The organism is Weissella sp. ESL1139, assembly GCF_058506735.1.
This window is the reverse complement of sequence record NZ_CP196375.1, coordinates 1,637,591-1,653,394: the sequence shown is the minus strand read 5'-3', so window position 1 is coordinate 1,653,394 and position 15,804 is coordinate 1,637,591. Positions and strand designations below refer to the sequence as shown.

Sequence of the window (15,804 nt, the reverse complement as noted above, 5' to 3'; positions counted from 1 at the left end):
TGATGAATAATATATTTGGTTATCAACCAGGAACGTCTATCATCCATCAATTAAGTGGTGGGACGAAACTACTAATCTTTTTGCTTTTGACGATTAGTGGAATGTTGAGTTTTGATGTTCGCTATTTGATTTTATTAATGGTTGTTGCAGTCCTAGGTTTAAAAGTAGCTGGGATTCATTGGCGGAATGTTTCAACAATTGTTAAGTTTGTGGCCGTGTTTGCAGCAATGAATTTACTATTAATTTATGTCTTTGCACCACAATATGGTACTGATTTATTCCATAGTAAAACGGTCATACTTGGTTCAGGTGGCTATGCATTAACTTTAGAACAATTATTTTATGAATTTATTGTGCTAGCAAAGTACTTTTTCAGTTTACCGTTAGCTTTGATATTCTTACTAACGACTAATCCGAGTGAATTTGCAGCTGGATTGAATAAAATTGGTGTGTCATACCGAATTGCTTATGCTGTTGCGTTAACACTAAGATATATTCCTAGTATCCAACAAGAATTTAGGATGATTAGTCATGCTCAGCAAGCGCGTGGTTATGATATGTCCTCACATGCGCCCTGGAAGCAACGTATTAAAGGTGCTTTTGGGATTATGATGCCGTTGGTCTTCTCGTCACTATCTAAAATTGATGAAGTCAGTCGTTCAATGGACTTGCGACGTTTTGGAAAAGAAAAAAAGCGTAGTTGGTATTATGAGCAAAAATACAAAAAGCAGGATTGGTACTTCTTAGCTGGTATTGTGTTATTAGTGCTAGTTGAACTTGTATTGATTAAAACAACGGGTAGCCGGTTCTGGTACCCATTTTCATAGTTTAAATGAAGGGCTGGGATACGATTGTTTCTCAGCCTTTTGTTGTGGGGTGTTATACACCAGGTCCAACCCGCTTTTGTTCACGCTCTATTTAAACGCGCTCACAAAGACTGGATTCTCAATGTAACGAAATTTGGACACTTCACGGTCTAAAGACCGCAAAGCCTCCAAACATCGTTACACACCGAATCCAAAGCGTCTTTGTTCACGCTCTGGTATTATGTGAAGTAAATGAGATTTTTTTAATTTTATGATTGACTTTTCATAATTGGCGCTTTACCATGAAATGAGTAAACACGGTGAATGGGTAAGTAGTTTGTGATGAACACGCAAAGCGAGTTGTGGATGGTGTGAGACAATCGGTTCAGCAAATGAAGTTTGGCCCAGGAGTGATTGAAATTATGAGTTATAAAATGAGTGATTTCCGGTATGCGCGATATAGCATATAAGTATTTGATACTTAACAAGCAATTTGCAGTAATGTGAATTGAAAAACGGGTGGTACCGCGATTTCAATCGTCCCGTCGTTCCAAATAGGAAGGAACGACGGGACGTTTTTTAAAGGAGCAATATGACAACGACAGATTTTACGTCTTTGCAATTGCCAGATGGTGAAGTTGCATTAGACGAACAGACAAGAGCACAATATGGTGCAAATGAATATACACAAGAAATTACAACAACGATTATTCCTGATGCAGTGGTATTCGCAACGTCTATTGAAGATGTACAAGCAACGGTTAAGTTTGCTGCTGCTAACCAAATTGCAGTAGTGCCTCAAGGTGCAAAAACCTCAATTGTGAATAGTGCAGCTGGGTTGACGGGCAGTTTGATTTTAAATCTATCACGCATGAATCACATTTTAGCGATTCAACCAGAGAATCAAGTCGCAATTGTTGAACCAGGTGTTATTAACGGTGACTTAGATATTGAGGCACGTAAGGTTGGTTACTTTTACGCACCAGATCCAGGTTCAAAGCCGATTAGTTCAATTGGAGGTAACATCGCTACGAATGCTGGTGGGATGTCATCATTAAAATATGGTACAACCAAGCAATCAGTATTAGGATTAAAAGTCGTTTTAGCTAATGGTGAGTTGGTTACCTTAGGTGGTGCGACATTTAAAAATAATACGGGTTATGATTTAACCGATTTGATGATTGGTTCAGAAGGCACACTAGGCATTGTGGTGGAAGCAACGGTGCGGTTACTACCCATCGCATTAGGTGAGCCGATTACAGGTTTGGCAACTTTCCCAACGATTCATGAGTTGATGCAAGCTGTACAAGCCGTGCAAGCGAGCGGTGTCAAACCATCAATGTTAGAAATATTGAACCGTGTTTCAATTGAATCATTAGACGAGTACGAACACAGCCATTTAGGCAGTCATGGTGAGCAAGCGTTATTGGTTTTCCAAATTGATGTTGCAGTTAGTGACGCTCTAGAAAAGGTCGAGCAAATTTTGCATGAGCAAGGGGCAACGAAAATTGATGTCACCGATGACCCACAACGAACGGCTGAAATTATTAAGATTCGTCAAGATATTTTCGCCGCTGGAGCGCAATATGGACGCTTAATCGTTGAGGATGTGGCGGTGCCATTAGGTAAGTTGGCCATTGTTGCTGATAAAGCTGAAGAGCTAGCTGATAAATATGAACAACGTCTATTGTTGCTAGGCCATGCGGGGGATGGTAATTTGCATCCAGATATTATTTTGGAAGATAAAGATGGTGAGTTACCAGAAAATACCCAAGCATTTATCGATGAACTATTAGCATTTGTCATCGATGTTGCGGGAACAGTTAGTGCTGAACATGGTATTGGTAGTTTGAAGAACGCGTGGGTACCAAAACAATTAGATTCGGGTGTCCGAATATTGCAAAAACAGATTAAACAAGTATTCGATCCACTGGGAATTTTAAATCCTGGACGTAAAATTTAGAAGATGTAGGGGAAAAGATTATGGGAGTTAACAAACGAGTTGCAGCAATCCAACCAAATGCAATCAGAGCATTTGATGATCAAACTAGTGGTGTCGAGGATATTGTTAAATTAACATTAGGTGAGCCAGACTTTCCAGTGCCTGAGCACGTGAAGAAGGCTGCCGTTGACAGTATTATGCGTGATGAGTCACATTATTCACCTTCCACTGGAAGTCTTGCTTTACGTGAGGCTATTCATAAATTTATGTTAGACCGTTATGGTTTATCGTATGATCCTAATTCTGAAATCGTGGTGACATTGGGAGCAACTGAAGCAATTTATGATACTTTAACGGCTTTTGTAAACGAGGGTGACAAAGTATTATTGCCTGCACCTAACTTTTCAATGTATGATCCAACGATTGAGTTAGCTGGTGGTGAAGTCGTGTATGTTGATACGTCAGATACTGATTTTGTGTTAACACCTGAGCAATTGCAAGCAGCCATTGATAAGTATGGGGATGAGTTAACCACAATTTTGTTGAACTACCCAGCTAATCCGACTGGGGTAACGTATTCTGCAGAACAATTAGCTGCTTTGGCTGAAGTTTTGAAGGACACTAATATAACCATTATTGCTGATGAGATTTATGCTGAATTGACATATGGTGCACCACATACTTCAATTGCGAAGTTCTTACCTGAACAAACAATTATTTTGAATGGTGTATCAAAGTCTCACGCCATGACTGGTTACCGAATTGGCTTTATGGTAGGACCAAAGGATTTGTTGGCACCAGCCGCAACGCTTCACCAATTTACGGTTACGACAGCGTCAAATCCAGCTATGGCAGCGGCTACTGAAGCTTTGAGCTCAGCCCAAGGAAAGTTAGATTCTAAGGCGATGCGTGAAGCTTACCGCGAACGTCGTGATTACTTAGTACCAGCACTACGGAAATTAGGCTTTGAAATTCCACAACCTAATGGTGCATTCTATGTATTCGCAAAGTTGCCAGCCAATGTTGATCAAGACGATTATGCTTTCGGTCTTGATTTAGCTAAGCGCGGTAAAGTTGCCGTTATTCCAGGATCAATTTTCAATGTTGGTGGTGAAGGTTATATCAGAATTAGCTACGCTGCTTCAATGGATAATTTGAAGGAAGCAGTAAAGCGGATTGGTGCATTTTTAGCAAATTACTAAACAATTAAAGTTAGTGGGGGAACGCTATGACACGTAAAGTAGGAATCATTGGTTTGGGGCACGTTGGTGCTGCTGTTGCACATAATTTATCAGCACAAGGCGCAGTTGATGAATTTGTTTTTATTGATAGTGATGAAGCTAAGGCTAAGGCTGAAGCATTGGATTTTGAAGATGCCAAAGCCAATTTAGAATATAATGCTAATTATGTCGTCAATGACTGGCATGCTTTAGCTGATGCAGATGTTGTAGTTTCTTCGGTTGGTAAAATTGCGTTACAAGGTACGGCAAAGGATCGCTTTGTCGAACTAAAGTTTACCAAAGATCAAATTAAAGGTATTTCAGAAAAGTTAGTAGCTTCAGGATTTAAGGGTATTTTGGTTGTGATTACAAATCCAGTGGATGTTATCACCACGATGTATCAACACTTCACCGGATTCCCTAAAGAACGTGTTATTGGAACGGGAACGTTGTTAGATACGGCTCGTTTACACCGTGCAGTTGGTGAAGCATTACATGTTCATCCAAAGTCAGTGCGTGGTTATAATGTTGGTGAGCATGGTAATTCACAATTTACAGCTTGGTCAACGGTTACGGTTAAGGATCAACCAATCACGGATTACGACTTGCCACTATCAGATTTAGAAGAAGCTATCCGTATGGGTGGATTCACTGTGTTTAGTGGTAAGCAATTTACGAGTTATGGTGTTGCAACCGCAGCTAGTCGTTTAACGAAAGCTATTTTGACTGATAGTCATGAAGAACTACCAGTTTCAAATTACCGTTCTGAGTATGATGTTTATGTATCATATCCAGTCATTGTTGGTCGTGAGGGTGTAATCGACTACGTTAAGTTAAACCTACCAAGCGACGAACAAGAAAAGTTAGATGCATCAGCAAAAATGATCCATGATCGTTATGAAGAAGTGGTTGCTGAATTAGAGGAAAATGCATAAATATACATAAATTTGTATACTCTTTGTTAAAAGCGCATAAGAAAAAGGTCGGAGAATTTTTCTTCGACCTTTTGTTTGTCATAATCTATCAGATTAAAATTCAGTTTGTGAAGCTTCTTCGTGCATCCCTGCAACGCCTTCAAGTTGATTTAAGGCATTCATTTCTTCGTCAGTTAGTTCAAAATCAAAAACTTCAGCGTTTTGGATAATACGCTCATTGTGTGTTGATTTTGGTAGTGGCAAGAACCCATGTTGTAGTGACCAACGAATCAAGATTTGAGCTGATGACTTGTCATGCTTTTCAGCAATTTCACCAATTTCAGGTACATCTAGCAAAGAACCAGTTCCTAATGGTGAATAAGCTTCTGTTAGAATGTTGTGTTCATTATTGTAGGCAACAATGTCTGACTCCAAATCAGAGGGGTTAACGAATAATTGGTTAACCATTGGTGTAATCGTAGCCGTCTTTAGCAAAGCTTCGACGTGTTCAATTTGGAAGTTTGAAATACCAATTGCACGGATTTTACCGTCTTTGTAAGCATCTTCCATATAACGCCAAGCTTCAGTGTTGGCCTTGTCCCAATCACGACGGTTGATTAGAGGATTTGGCCAGTGAATTAGGTACAAATCCAAATAATCTAAACCAAGTAACTCTAATGATTTGTTTAAAGCCATTTTAGCAGCTTCATAACTGTGGCTGTCATTCCATAATTTTGATGTTACGAATAATTCTTCACGAGGAATGCCTGAATCTTTGATGGCACGACCGACAGAGGCCTCGTTACCATATGCGGCAGCCGTATCAATGTGACGGTAACCAGCTTTTAGTGCATCCAAAACACTTTGATAAGCAACGTCGCCATCTGGTGTTTGCCAAGTACCAAAGCCCACAACGGGGATTTTAACACCGTTAGCTAAAGTAAATGTATCGGTTAATGATGAAATGGTCATATACTTACACCTCTTATTAAATATATTTCAGTTAATTTTAGCTGATAATTCACTTTCTAGTATAACAAAGAAATTTTATAAACTAAAACTAGATAGTTTTTTTCTGACGGATAGTTGAGTATAATATTAAAGATAATATGTGAGAGAGGAAATAAAATGTCAAAAGTTACAAAAGAGGCAATTTTTGAAGCAACGCAAGCCGTGTTGATAGAAAAAGGCTATGAAAAAGCACGTTTAGCCGATGTCGCGCGAAAATTAGAGATTACGCCTGCTGCGTTGTATAAACATTTTGCTAATCGTGATGCTTTATTTCAAGAAATGGATGAAGATTGGTTGTCACACGTTGATGCACCAATTTTAGCAGCTAGTGAACGGGCACTCGAACAGGATCGAGTTAAAACACTACACGATTGGTTATGGCTACTTTCAACACAGCGACAAGCAAGCTTTGCTAAATCACCTGAAATGTTGTCTTTCTATAAGTTTGAATTAGGTAAACATGATCACTTACTTGAGCCAAGACTTAAGGAATTTGCAGCAGCAGTTGAAAAAATTATGGCCTGGGATACATTTCGCCATCAGCGTGGCCAAACGGTTATGCAAACATTTACGTATTTTTACCATCCATTTTTTGCAGGACGTTGGGATGATAGTTTGTTTAAAACGATTTTTGAATCAACGTGGCAAGAGATTCTACCCGTTATTACACAAGATTTAACGGCGGAAGCTGATGAGCAAAAATAGACATAAAAAGGACTGGAACGTATGAAATTAATCATATGTTTCAGTCCTTTTTGATTGTTTGATTGGTTGGGGTTATAAGGTTCAACCCGCTTTTGTTCGCACTCTAAACGCGTTCACAAAGACTGGATTCTCAATGTAATGAATTTGCCCGCTTCACGGTCTGACGACCGCAAAACGTCCAAACACCGTTACACACCGAATCCAAAGCGTCTTTGTTCGCGCTTTAATTTTCATCTTGGTCGAACTTAAAGGCATTTAAGAAATGGTTGATACGCTCGGTTGGATGATTAAAGAAGTCATCTGGAGTACCATCGAAATTAATTTTTCCATCTTCCAAGAACAACATGCGATCAGCAGCGTGACGTGCGAAATCCATATTGTGAGTCACAATAATCATTGATTGATTATCATTGGCCAAGTCGTTTAGCACGCGCAGTACTTGTGCTTCTAGCTCCGGATCTAAGGCAGATGTTGGTTCGTCTAGTAACAAGTAATCTGGCGCCATCGCCATGGCACGTGCAATCGCAACACGTTGCGTTTGTCCACCAGAAAGTTGATAAGGGTAACGGTTAGCGGTGTTATCTAAATCAACCGCTTTTAATAATTCATGGGCATGTTTAGTAGCTTCCGCTTTAGATTGTTTTAGCACATGTACAGGTGCTTCAATCATATTACCCATAATAGTTAAGTGATCAAACATACGTGGTTGTTGGAAAACCATCCCCGTTTTCCGACGGACCCATAGCAAGGTATCAGTCGTGACGGGTTCACTCAAATTAATTGTACGATCATCAATTGTGTACAGACCACTATCAGGATGCTCCAACAAATTTAGTGAGCGCAACAAGGTTGATTTACCTGAACCTGACGGACCAACAATGACAGTTGTTTCGTGAGGGTTAAAGGTCACATTAATATCTTGTAGCGCATGATGTTCAGTATAGCGTTTATCAATATGTTCTAGTTTAAGCATAATTTTTTACCTCTGTTCTTTCACGAAACGATCAGCCCAGCGTTGGATATAACGTTGTGGGAATGACAAGATGCTGACAAATAATGCATAGATTAATGCAACTAATAGATACATTTGCAATGGCTCAAAGTTAACGGCAGCCAATTGTTGTGACAAGTAGAACATTTCAACGATGGTAACAACTGAAGCCAATGAGGTATCTTTAACTAGCGAAATGAAAGAATTAGCTAAAGTTGGAATTGAAATACGTGTTGCTTGTGGCAAGATAATGCGCATGAAAATTTGTCGATCAGTCATACCCAAAGCAGCCGCAGCTTCACGTTGCGTATCCGGAATTGATGTGATTGAAGCACGAATAGCTTCAGAAGCATATGCGCCGGTATTTAGCGACAAGACCATTACAGCAGCTGACCAACCTGATGGCGATAACCAACTAATTCCTAATTTTGGTAAACCGTAGAAAACAACGAATAATTGCACAAGCATTGGGGTTGAACGGAAAATCCAAACATAGAACCAAAGAATAAATTTTAAAATACGCCAACCGAGTTTACCGATACCAGTTGCGTGTGGTACATAAGCACGTAAGACGGCGACAATAGCAGCGATTACAATGGCAATCACGAATGAAATTAATGCTAATGGAATCGTATATTTGATACCAGCAACAATTAATTGTGGTGCATAAGTTGCAATGAAATGAAACATGAGTCATCCTTTCAAAAAGAAAACACAAAAAAAGTGCTAAACAACTTGCTAATAAGATGCCTAACACATTTTTTTACGATTATTAAATTGGCGCATACCAAGATAACCTACCGCAAAAAATGCGTTAGGCTTTCACAAGCAACATAATTATTTGATGAGTTGTGAAACATGGCATACTCCTTTTGATTACTAATTTTATTTTGTCCATGTTTATTCTATGAGTATTACTAATTAATTGCAAGTAGAATTTTAATGTTGTTGAAATTAGTTGACAAATTATAAGTGAACAGCGTAATATTTGCGTCAGTAATTAAGAGAGGTCGGGGTAATGCTTATGAATTTGGGGATGCGATGTTAAATTAATGATGGATAGCATTATGAAAATAGCAAATTGAACATCAGTTAAGGAAATAGGAAAATGAATAAATATACAAAAATTGCTGCCGTTGCCGCCGTTACTTTGACCGTTGCGGGAACAGGTATTTCAGCCGTTGTGCCAAATGTTTCAGCTAAATCAGTACCAGCTTATCAAAAGAATTTACATACAAAAGGAAAGCTAACCATTGGGTTAGAAGGAACGTACTCACCTTATTCATATCGTGATAAAGATGGTAAATTAATTGGATTTGAAGTTGATTTATCAAAGGCAGTTGCCAAAAAGTTAGACTTGAAGCCAGAATTTACCCAAACAAAATTTGATTCATTAGTTGCTGGTTTACAATCAAATAAGTACGATGTTGTTTACAACAATATGGGAAAGAACAAAGAACGTGAAAAGAAGTTCGTGTTTGCTTCACCTTATATCTATACGAAGACCGTTATGATCACAAAACCGGATTCTGATATTAAAAAGGCATCAGATTTGAAGGGTAAGAAGTCAGCACAATCAGCATCTTCAAACTTTGGTCAAGCTGCCAAGAAAGCTGGTACAAATATTGTGTCAGTTCCTGGTTTCGCCGAAGCAATTGACTTAGTTAACTCAGGTAAAGCTGACGTTACGTTGAATTCAGAAGATTCATGGGGTGTTTACAAAAAGAAGCATCCTGAAACAAAGTTAAAGGCTAAGACAACTAAGGTGTTGGATAATACTTCAGCATCACCAATGTTGAATAAAGATAATAAGGCTTTGGCCAAGAAAATTACTAAGGCCCAAAAAGAATTGCGTCAAGATGGTACAATTGCTGACTTATCGGAGAAGTACTTTGGTTCTGATTTGACGAAAAAACCATAAATAACGGTATAATAGTTTTAGAGTAATTTGACTTTGAAACTGTTAAATGTCGTTAGGGGTGATTTTTATGTTAGTCGCTAAAAAGATTATCGTTCGAGGCCGTGTGCAAGGAGTTGGCTTTCGCTATACAACCAAGATGCTGGCGGATGAGCTAGGTGTTTTGGGCGTTGTTTGGAATGAGAGCGATGGATCAGTACATATTGCTGCGCAAGCTGAAGACAATGTTTTAGCTGATTTTATTGCTAAAATAAGCGTTTCGCCATCGCCATATGCACGAATTGATTCAGTTAATAGCAGTGATATTGCAGTTAATGAAGACCTTAAGCATTTTCGAGCACTATAAATGTAAATATTAATCGACCAGTTGGCAATGATACATTGCGCGACTGGTTTTTTTAATGTAAGCTGAGTTGTTGAGAGTTTTTAGGAGGTTTGGAGAGATGACTATTAAAACGTGGTTGAAGTTTGTTGAAGTACAATCACTAGTCGCAAGTGCATTACCCTTAATATTGGGTAATTTATATGCTGCCATTACATATGAAGAATTTAATGTGGGATATGCAATTTTATTTGCAGTTGTCGTATTTTCATTGCAAATGGTTGCAAATGTTTGGAATAATATTCAAGATTTTAAATCAGCAACCAGTGAAGAATGGAAAAATGGTGTTAATAATATTGTTGGTAACGGCGGTATTTCACAACGCCAATCATGGTTGACGCTGGGTGTATTAGCTTTGATTGCTGCTGTTGGTGGTTTGTGGTTAGCCTTCCAAACAGGTTGGCCACTATTTATCATGGGTGTAATTGGCTTTATCGTGGTTTATTGGTATGCCGGTACACCATTGCCCCTATCACGCACGCCTTTTGGTGAGTTGGCTTCAGGGTTGACGATGGGTTATTTGATCTTTTTGAGTGCAACGTATGTGAATATCGCCCCAACATTTAATGGCCAATTAGTATGGCATGCGATTATTGCTTCAGCAATTGCATGGTTTGCCATTGGTGACATTATGTTCGCTAATAATATTGGTGATTATGATGAAGATGTTGCTGAAGGTCGTCATACATTAGTTTGGTACTTAGGAAAAGAACATGCCGTTAAGGCATTCGGTTGGGTATACATTGCTGGGTACGTGATGCTAATCATTGCTGTTTTGGTTGGTATTTTACCTTGGTTGTCACTAATTGCTTTATTGTCATTGCCAATTGTGATGAAAAACGTTCGTGCATTTCAAGCGAACCCAATTAAACCCAATTTCCCATTTGCAATTAAAAACGCGGTTGTTATTTCAATTACTTTAGCAATTGGTCTAATTTTGGCTTTGATTTTTAATTAGAATTTTAATAAAACTGATGCATAAAATAATTGCATCAGTTTTTTTGTGCACCGACACCCTGTGGAAAACTTGTGTATAACTTTTTGACGATAGTTCAGTTTAATTTAATTATATTGTTACACTATTCACAAATAAATGTACGATATTTGTTAAGACGATAAAATTGTGAGTGGACAATAATCTGTTATAATTAGGGGAAAATGAAAGTGAGGGTGCGATGTTTGCCTATTTAAAAAGGTCAAAAGCTCTTTTTTGGACGCTTGAATTATTAGCGATTGCCGCATTAATTTTAATTGTTACCAAATTACAGTTTATTATAGAACCGATTGGTCAATTCATTGGGGCAGTTTTTGTGCCTTTGATTATTTCAGGTTTCTTGTTTTATGTTTTAAATCCATTGGTTGGGTTTTTGCAAAAGATTCCGTTGGGAAAAGTAAAACACGTCAGTCGTGGTTGGTCGATTACGATAGTGATGCTATTACTCGTTGGTATTATAATCGCCTTGATTTTAATGTTATTGCCAACTTTAGTTGAACAAATTACCGGTTTGATTCGGAACATCCCTGGTTTTGTTGATACGATTCAAGGATTGGTTAATGATATTAGCAAAGTTAATATTGATAAAGAATATGGCATCAAATTAGATTTCGATAAAATTCAGGCTGAGATACAAAAGTTTGGTCAAACTGTTATTGCGGGGATGGCAACTAGTATTAGTTCAATTATTGGTAAGTTAACTAATATCACAGTTACAGCGATCACGGTACCGGTTATGACGATTTATATGTTGAATGATGGTCATAAGTTGTCACCATTTATTCAACGTGTTTTGCCTAGTACACAGCAATCGCGTGTAAATGATATTTTAGGTCGTTTGAATCGAACAGTTGCGCAATACATTAGTGGTCAAGCTTTGGAGATGCTTTTTGTTGGTTTCTTTACAACAGTTGGTTATTTTATTATCGGTCAAAAGTATGCCTTACTATTAGGTGTATTCGCCGGCGTAACGAATATTATTCCATACGTGGGACCATATATTGGTTTGGTCCCAGCATTGTTTGTGGCCATTACCGATTCACCGCTACAAGCCATTTGGGTTTGCTTGGTGGTCTTAATTGTGCAACAAGTTGATAGTAATCTAATTTATCCAAGAGTTATGGGAGCATCATTGCATGTCCATCCATTGACGATTATCGTGTTGTTACTAGCAGCTGGTAATATTGCTGGTATCGCCGGTATGATATTGGCAGTACCATTTTATGCAATTGTTAGAACGGTTGTTGTTTATGCCTGGGAACTTTGGCATATACAAAAAACCACTTCCGAATCAGCAACGCAAGTTAATAATGATTCAAAAGCATAGTATTATAGTATGAAACGGCAAGGCTGGGGCGTAAACGTCCCAGCCTTGTTACTTAATTATTGATTTTAATGAGGGAAATTATTATGGTAGATAATTTAAATTTAGGACAAATCATAGTAGACAATAATTTATATAAAGAATTAAGTGGTGGTAAATTTGGAATTGAGCTAGAAGCCCATCGTGTAACAAAAGATGGCCGCTTAAGTAGAATTAAACATTCAAACAAATTTGGTTCACGTCAGATGCATCCTTATTTACAGACGGATTATAGTGAAACACAAGCTGAATTGGTTACAGAGGCGGTTGGATCTTTTGAAGAGGCCCGTGATCGGTTGCTGCAATTAGAGTGGATTTTACGTCATCACATGACGGACGACGAAGCGATTTGGCCACTCAGTATGCCACCACAATTAAAGAAAGATGATTTGGAGTGGTTAGATGCAACGTTTGAACGAACTTGGGTACAGGATTATCGTGATTGGTTAATGCACAAATATGGGTCAACTCATGAAATTATGACGGGACTGCATTTAAATTATTCATTACCCGACAGTTTGTTAGAGCATTTATTCACTGCTAGCGGTGCTGAAGATTTTAGTGTGTTTAAAGATCGTGTTTATTTTCATTTAGCTCGTCAAATTGTCGCACATCAATGGTTATTTAATTACTTATTTGGTGCAACGCCATTTAATTTAAATGATACAGATTCTAGAACGCCACAATTGGTACAACCGGTACGGTCATTACGCACAAGTCAGTATGGTTTTGTGAATGATAGTGGTGAGAAGTTAGCTTATGTGGGTGATTATGAGCACTATAAGCAACAAGTTCAAACATTATTAGCGCAAGGAAAGCTATTTTCAGAACATGAAATTTACGGACCTGTTCGTTTCAAAAAAACAGCCGATGATAATACGGTCGACTATCTAGAAATTCGTTTATTGGATACAAATCCATTTGATATTGCGGGAATTTCTGAAAATGAATTAAATTTGATTCATTTATTACTTATTTATTTTGTAATCAATGATGATGATTTATCTGATGACGTGTTACAAGGTAATGATGAGATGTCGAATAATATTTCATTACAACAGCCTATGGAGCAGTTACCTAATAAGCAAGATGCTCTTAAAATTATGCAGGATATTTCGCAATTAGCGGATCATTTTGGCATGCGTTTTAATGATGGATTATCTTTAATTGCGGATCGTGTTTTGGCGCCAAGTAAAACACCAGCCGCAAAAATGGTTGCCAATGCACCAACCGCTGAAGCTATGCAAACGTGGGCAACTAAATTAGGTAATGAACGGGCAGCTTATTTCAAAGAAAATGAAGCATCGTTGTTTGAAGAGTTCTTTGGCACAATGCCATTAAATGTCTTGATACGAGATGCGATTATTGCTGGTGTGCGTGTTATTAAATATGACCGAACACAAGTCGTATTGCAATTAGGTGATCACATTGAAACGATAACCGAGCCAGTTGCAATCAATAAAATTTTTCCAGAATTGCATTAACTAACTTTAAATAAGTGTTATGATAACCTATGGTACTTCATAAAAATAGTAGTAACTGGAGGAATTAAAAAGTGAGAAAACAACATCCATTTGATTTTAAAAAGTGGGATGACTTTTTAGCTGATGCAGAAGGTCAAGAAATCCCTTGGGTTACTGGTGAGCACATGACAACACATCCGGTTTATGATGAGCAAATGGTTGCTTTAGCGCAGGCGTTTGAATGGTCTGATTATTATGATCAAAATTTTGATCGGACGTTACATCAAAAAGATTTGGATCAACTACCAGAAGATAAAGTTGATATGATTGCACGTACTAGTGAGGATTTTCGTGAGCTAAGGGCAGTAACCTCGGTAGTTATACATGGCGAACGGCATCTTGAAGGTATGTGGGCAGCGATGCTTGAAAAAGGCATTCTTCGGCGGTTATTGCAACGATTGCAAGCACAAACACCGGCTGATTTTCCAGGACCTAATTATTAAATAAATTGATACTGGGGCATAAACGTCCCAGTTTTTTATTTTCTTACGTTAGTTAAGTCATAAATTAAAAATATCTGATGAAATTTTGAAATTTCTAAAAATTCTTATATACTAGGTAATATGCTTTTTTAATATCGTAAACATTATGTAGTTATGAAAAGGGAGTGTGAAAATGTCACAACAAAAAGGTTCCCCGCAGAAACTAGAACGAGGTCTATCAGGGCGTCATGTTGAGATGATTGCTCTAGGAGGAACAATCGGAACAGGATTGTTCTTGGGGGCAGGCCGGTCAATTAGCGCAGCTGGACCAGCCATATTATTTGTTTACGCAATTGTTGGAATATTTATGTTCTGGATGATGCGCGCTTTAGGAGAATTATTATTAACTGATCCTAATCGAGCAACATTCGTTGGATTCATTGAAAAATATGTTGGTCCGAAGGCTGGATTTATTATTGGGTGGACGTATTGGATTGGTTGGATAACCATTGCCATGGCTGAATTAACGGCCGTCGGGACTTATATGAAGTTCTGGTTCCCCAATATACCAACTTGGATATGGGAATTAATTTTCTTGGCTGCGCTATATTGTATTAATATTATTGCTGTTGCAGCTTTTGGTGAGACAGAGTTTTGGTTTTCAATGATTAAAATCATTGCGATCCTAGCTATGATTGCTACTGGTGTGATTATGATGATTATGCACACCAAGACTTCTTCGGGAGTGACAACAATTAGTAACTTATGGCAACATGGATTTGTTGCTGATGGTGGTAGTCATTTGTTGTCAGCGTTCCAGATGGTCTTCTTTGCTTTCTTAGGAATTGAATTTGTGGGGATGACCGCAGCTGAAGCGCAAGATCCTTATAAGAATATTCCAAAAGCAATTAATTCAATTATTGTACGTATTTTAATTTTCTATATTGGTGCACTTATTGCTATTATGTGTATTCAACCATGGACAAATTATAGTGCTGGTCAATCACCATTCGTGCAAGTCTTTGCCGGAATTGGTATCACTGGTGCTGCTGGAATTATTAACTTCGTTGTTTTGACGGCGGCCGCTTCATCATTGAACAGTGCTATCTTTACGACAGGCCGCATGTTGTTCTCATTATCAAATGGTAAGGGATACGTTGGTAAGCTAAGCAAACGGTATGTACCTAAAAATGCGATTAACGTTTCAGCATTGTTGATTGCAGCAGCGGTTGTGTTGAACTTCTTCTTTCCAGCTAATGCGTTTGATTTAGTTACTTCAGTTGCTTCAGCAGCGTTTGTTGTGATGTATGCTTTGTTAGTATATGCACACGTTAAATATCGTAAGTCAGATGACTTTAAGAATGGTAAGCAATTATTTAAGATGCCTGGTGCACCATATACTGATTACTTAACGATTGCATTCTTAATTGGTATCTTCTTGATTTTGCTATTTACACGAGATACGATGCCAACGACTGTGTTAGCAATAGCATGGTTTGTAATAATGATTGTTATAAGTTTACGAATTAAAACTAAAAAATAGTGTATTATGAAAGGGTGGTTGTTTAGCAACTATCCTTTTTGTTTAGGTGAATGAATGATAGGAGGCTTAA

Annotated in this window: 15 protein-coding genes and 1 other annotated feature; of the genes, 12 read left to right on the top strand and 3 right to left on the bottom strand. The window is 38.1% G+C overall.

The features are described from left to right. The first annotated feature begins 2 nt into the window (after nucleotides 1–2). The 4 genes from ACSYSF_RS08170 to ACSYSF_RS08155 all read left to right on the top strand — a co-directional run bounded on the left by ACSYSF_RS08170 (nucleotide 3) and on the right by ACSYSF_RS08155 (nucleotide 4,903). Nucleotides 3–827 carry an energy-coupling factor transporter transmembrane component T family protein gene (locus tag ACSYSF_RS08170; RefSeq protein ID WP_489868262.1) on the top strand — a complete coding sequence of 275 codons (825 nt, stop codon included), beginning with the start codon at nucleotides 3–5 and terminating at the stop codon, nucleotides 825–827. 290 nt (nucleotides 828–1,117) lie between these two features. Then, nucleotides 1,118–1,354 (top strand) — a binding site (T-box leader). Nucleotides 1,355–1,398: 44 nt separating this feature from the next. Then, nucleotides 1,399–2,769, top strand: coding sequence for an FAD-binding oxidoreductase (locus ACSYSF_RS08165; RefSeq protein ID WP_489867532.1), 1,371 nt, complete (start codon nucleotides 1,399–1,401; stop codon nucleotides 2,767–2,769). Between the two features lie 20 nt (nucleotides 2,770–2,789). Beyond that, entirely contained in the window at nucleotides 2,790–3,950 is a 1,161-nt protein-coding gene (locus ACSYSF_RS08160) for an aminotransferase class I/II-fold pyridoxal phosphate-dependent enzyme (RefSeq protein WP_489867531.1), read from the top strand. Between the two features lie 26 nt (nucleotides 3,951–3,976). Then, nucleotides 3,977–4,903 (top strand): L-lactate dehydrogenase, encoded by a 927-nt coding sequence (locus tag ACSYSF_RS08155; protein ID WP_489867530.1) that lies wholly within the window; start codon nucleotides 3,977–3,979, stop codon nucleotides 4,901–4,903. A 93-nt stretch (nucleotides 4,904–4,996) separates the two neighbouring features. Here the strand turns inward: ACSYSF_RS08155 and ACSYSF_RS08150 are convergent, their stop codons facing one another. Continuing rightward, nucleotides 4,997–5,854 carry an aldo/keto reductase gene (locus ACSYSF_RS08150; protein WP_489867529.1) on the bottom strand — a complete coding sequence of 286 codons (858 nt, stop codon included), beginning with the start codon at nucleotides 5,852–5,854 and terminating at the stop codon, nucleotides 4,997–4,999. A gap of 156 nt (nucleotides 5,855–6,010) precedes the next feature. On the opposite strand from ACSYSF_RS08150, the gene ACSYSF_RS08145 reads away from it, so the two are divergent. Then, nucleotides 6,011–6,598 (top strand): TetR/AcrR family transcriptional regulator, encoded by a 588-nt coding sequence (locus ACSYSF_RS08145; RefSeq protein WP_489867528.1) that lies wholly within the window; start codon nucleotides 6,011–6,013, stop codon nucleotides 6,596–6,598. A 223-nt stretch (nucleotides 6,599–6,821) separates the two neighbouring features. Here the strand turns inward: ACSYSF_RS08145 and ACSYSF_RS08140 are convergent, their stop codons facing one another. Together ACSYSF_RS08140 and ACSYSF_RS08135 are read right to left on the bottom strand one after the other, a co-directional pair. After that, nucleotides 6,822–7,571, bottom strand: a complete 750-nt coding sequence (locus ACSYSF_RS08140) for an amino acid ABC transporter ATP-binding protein (RefSeq protein WP_489867527.1) — start codon at nucleotides 7,569–7,571, stop codon at nucleotides 6,822–6,824. 6 nt (nucleotides 7,572–7,577) lie between these two features. Further along, complete coding sequence (locus ACSYSF_RS08135) at nucleotides 7,578–8,279, bottom strand: amino acid ABC transporter permease (RefSeq protein WP_489867526.1); 702 nt, start codon at nucleotides 8,277–8,279, stop codon at nucleotides 7,578–7,580. Between the two features lie 418 nt (nucleotides 8,280–8,697). On the opposite strand from ACSYSF_RS08135, the gene ACSYSF_RS08130 reads away from it, so the two are divergent. The 7 genes from ACSYSF_RS08130 (at nucleotide 8,698) to ACSYSF_RS08100 (ending at nucleotide 15,734) form a co-directional block, all read left to right on the top strand. Continuing rightward, the gene (locus ACSYSF_RS08130; RefSeq protein ID WP_489867525.1) at nucleotides 8,698–9,510 is read left to right on the top strand and encodes a transporter substrate-binding domain-containing protein; all 813 of its coding nucleotides are present in this window, start codon (nucleotides 8,698–8,700) and stop codon (nucleotides 9,508–9,510) included. A 67-nt stretch (nucleotides 9,511–9,577) separates the two neighbouring features. After that, on the top strand, nucleotides 9,578–9,853 hold the full coding sequence (locus ACSYSF_RS08125; RefSeq protein ID WP_489867524.1) for an acylphosphatase: 276 nt from the start codon (nucleotides 9,578–9,580) through the stop codon (nucleotides 9,851–9,853). 97 nt (nucleotides 9,854–9,950) lie between these two features. After that, entirely contained in the window at nucleotides 9,951–10,847 is an 897-nt protein-coding gene (locus tag ACSYSF_RS08120; RefSeq protein WP_489867523.1) for a prenyltransferase, read from the top strand. A 217-nt stretch (nucleotides 10,848–11,064) separates the two neighbouring features. Beyond that, nucleotides 11,065–12,210, top strand: a complete 1,146-nt coding sequence (locus tag ACSYSF_RS08115) for an AI-2E family transporter (RefSeq protein WP_489867522.1) — start codon at nucleotides 11,065–11,067, stop codon at nucleotides 12,208–12,210. A gap of 83 nt (nucleotides 12,211–12,293) precedes the next feature. Next, nucleotides 12,294–13,730: a glutamate--cysteine ligase gene (locus ACSYSF_RS08110; protein WP_489867521.1), complete on the top strand. Its 1,437-nt coding sequence runs from the start codon at nucleotides 12,294–12,296 to the stop codon at nucleotides 13,728–13,730. A 71-nt stretch (nucleotides 13,731–13,801) separates the two neighbouring features. Then, nucleotides 13,802–14,212, top strand: coding sequence for a DUF6508 domain-containing protein (locus ACSYSF_RS08105; protein WP_489867520.1), 411 nt, complete (start codon nucleotides 13,802–13,804; stop codon nucleotides 14,210–14,212). 172 nt (nucleotides 14,213–14,384) lie between these two features. Continuing rightward, nucleotides 14,385–15,734 carry an amino acid permease gene (locus ACSYSF_RS08100; protein ID WP_489867519.1) on the top strand — a complete coding sequence of 450 codons (1,350 nt, stop codon included), beginning with the start codon at nucleotides 14,385–14,387 and terminating at the stop codon, nucleotides 15,732–15,734. The last annotated feature ends 70 nt before the right edge of the window (nucleotides 15,735–15,804 follow it).

Excerpts from the sequence above, each read along its gene's own strand:
- ACSYSF_RS08170 (WP_489868262.1), top strand. The coding sequence starts at position 3 with ATGAATAATATATTTGGTTATCAACCAGGAACGTCTATCATCCATCAA.
- ACSYSF_RS08165 (WP_489867532.1), top strand. The coding sequence starts at position 1,399 with ATGACAACGACAGATTTTACGTCTTTGCAATTGCCAGATGGTGAAGTT.
- ACSYSF_RS08160 (WP_489867531.1), top strand. The coding sequence starts at position 2,790 with ATGGGAGTTAACAAACGAGTTGCAGCAATCCAACCAAATGCAATCAGA.
- ACSYSF_RS08155 (WP_489867530.1), top strand. The coding sequence starts at position 3,977 with ATGACACGTAAAGTAGGAATCATTGGTTTGGGGCACGTTGGTGCTGCT.
- ACSYSF_RS08150 (WP_489867529.1), bottom strand. The coding sequence starts at position 5,854 with ATGACCATTTCATCATTAACCGATACATTTACTTTAGCTAACGGTGTT.
- ACSYSF_RS08145 (WP_489867528.1), top strand. The coding sequence starts at position 6,011 with ATGTCAAAAGTTACAAAAGAGGCAATTTTTGAAGCAACGCAAGCCGTG.
- ACSYSF_RS08140 (WP_489867527.1), bottom strand. The coding sequence starts at position 7,571 with ATGCTTAAACTAGAACATATTGATAAACGCTATACTGAACATCATGCG.
- ACSYSF_RS08135 (WP_489867526.1), bottom strand. The coding sequence starts at position 8,279 with ATGTTTCATTTCATTGCAACTTATGCACCACAATTAATTGTTGCTGGT.
- ACSYSF_RS08130 (WP_489867525.1), top strand. The coding sequence starts at position 8,698 with ATGAATAAATATACAAAAATTGCTGCCGTTGCCGCCGTTACTTTGACC.
- ACSYSF_RS08125 (WP_489867524.1), top strand. The coding sequence starts at position 9,578 with ATGTTAGTCGCTAAAAAGATTATCGTTCGAGGCCGTGTGCAAGGAGTT.
- ACSYSF_RS08120 (WP_489867523.1), top strand. The coding sequence starts at position 9,951 with ATGACTATTAAAACGTGGTTGAAGTTTGTTGAAGTACAATCACTAGTC.
- ACSYSF_RS08115 (WP_489867522.1), top strand. The coding sequence starts at position 11,065 with ATGTTTGCCTATTTAAAAAGGTCAAAAGCTCTTTTTTGGACGCTTGAA.
- ACSYSF_RS08110 (WP_489867521.1), top strand. The coding sequence starts at position 12,294 with ATGGTAGATAATTTAAATTTAGGACAAATCATAGTAGACAATAATTTA.
- ACSYSF_RS08100 (WP_489867519.1), top strand. The coding sequence starts at position 14,385 with ATGTCACAACAAAAAGGTTCCCCGCAGAAACTAGAACGAGGTCTATCA.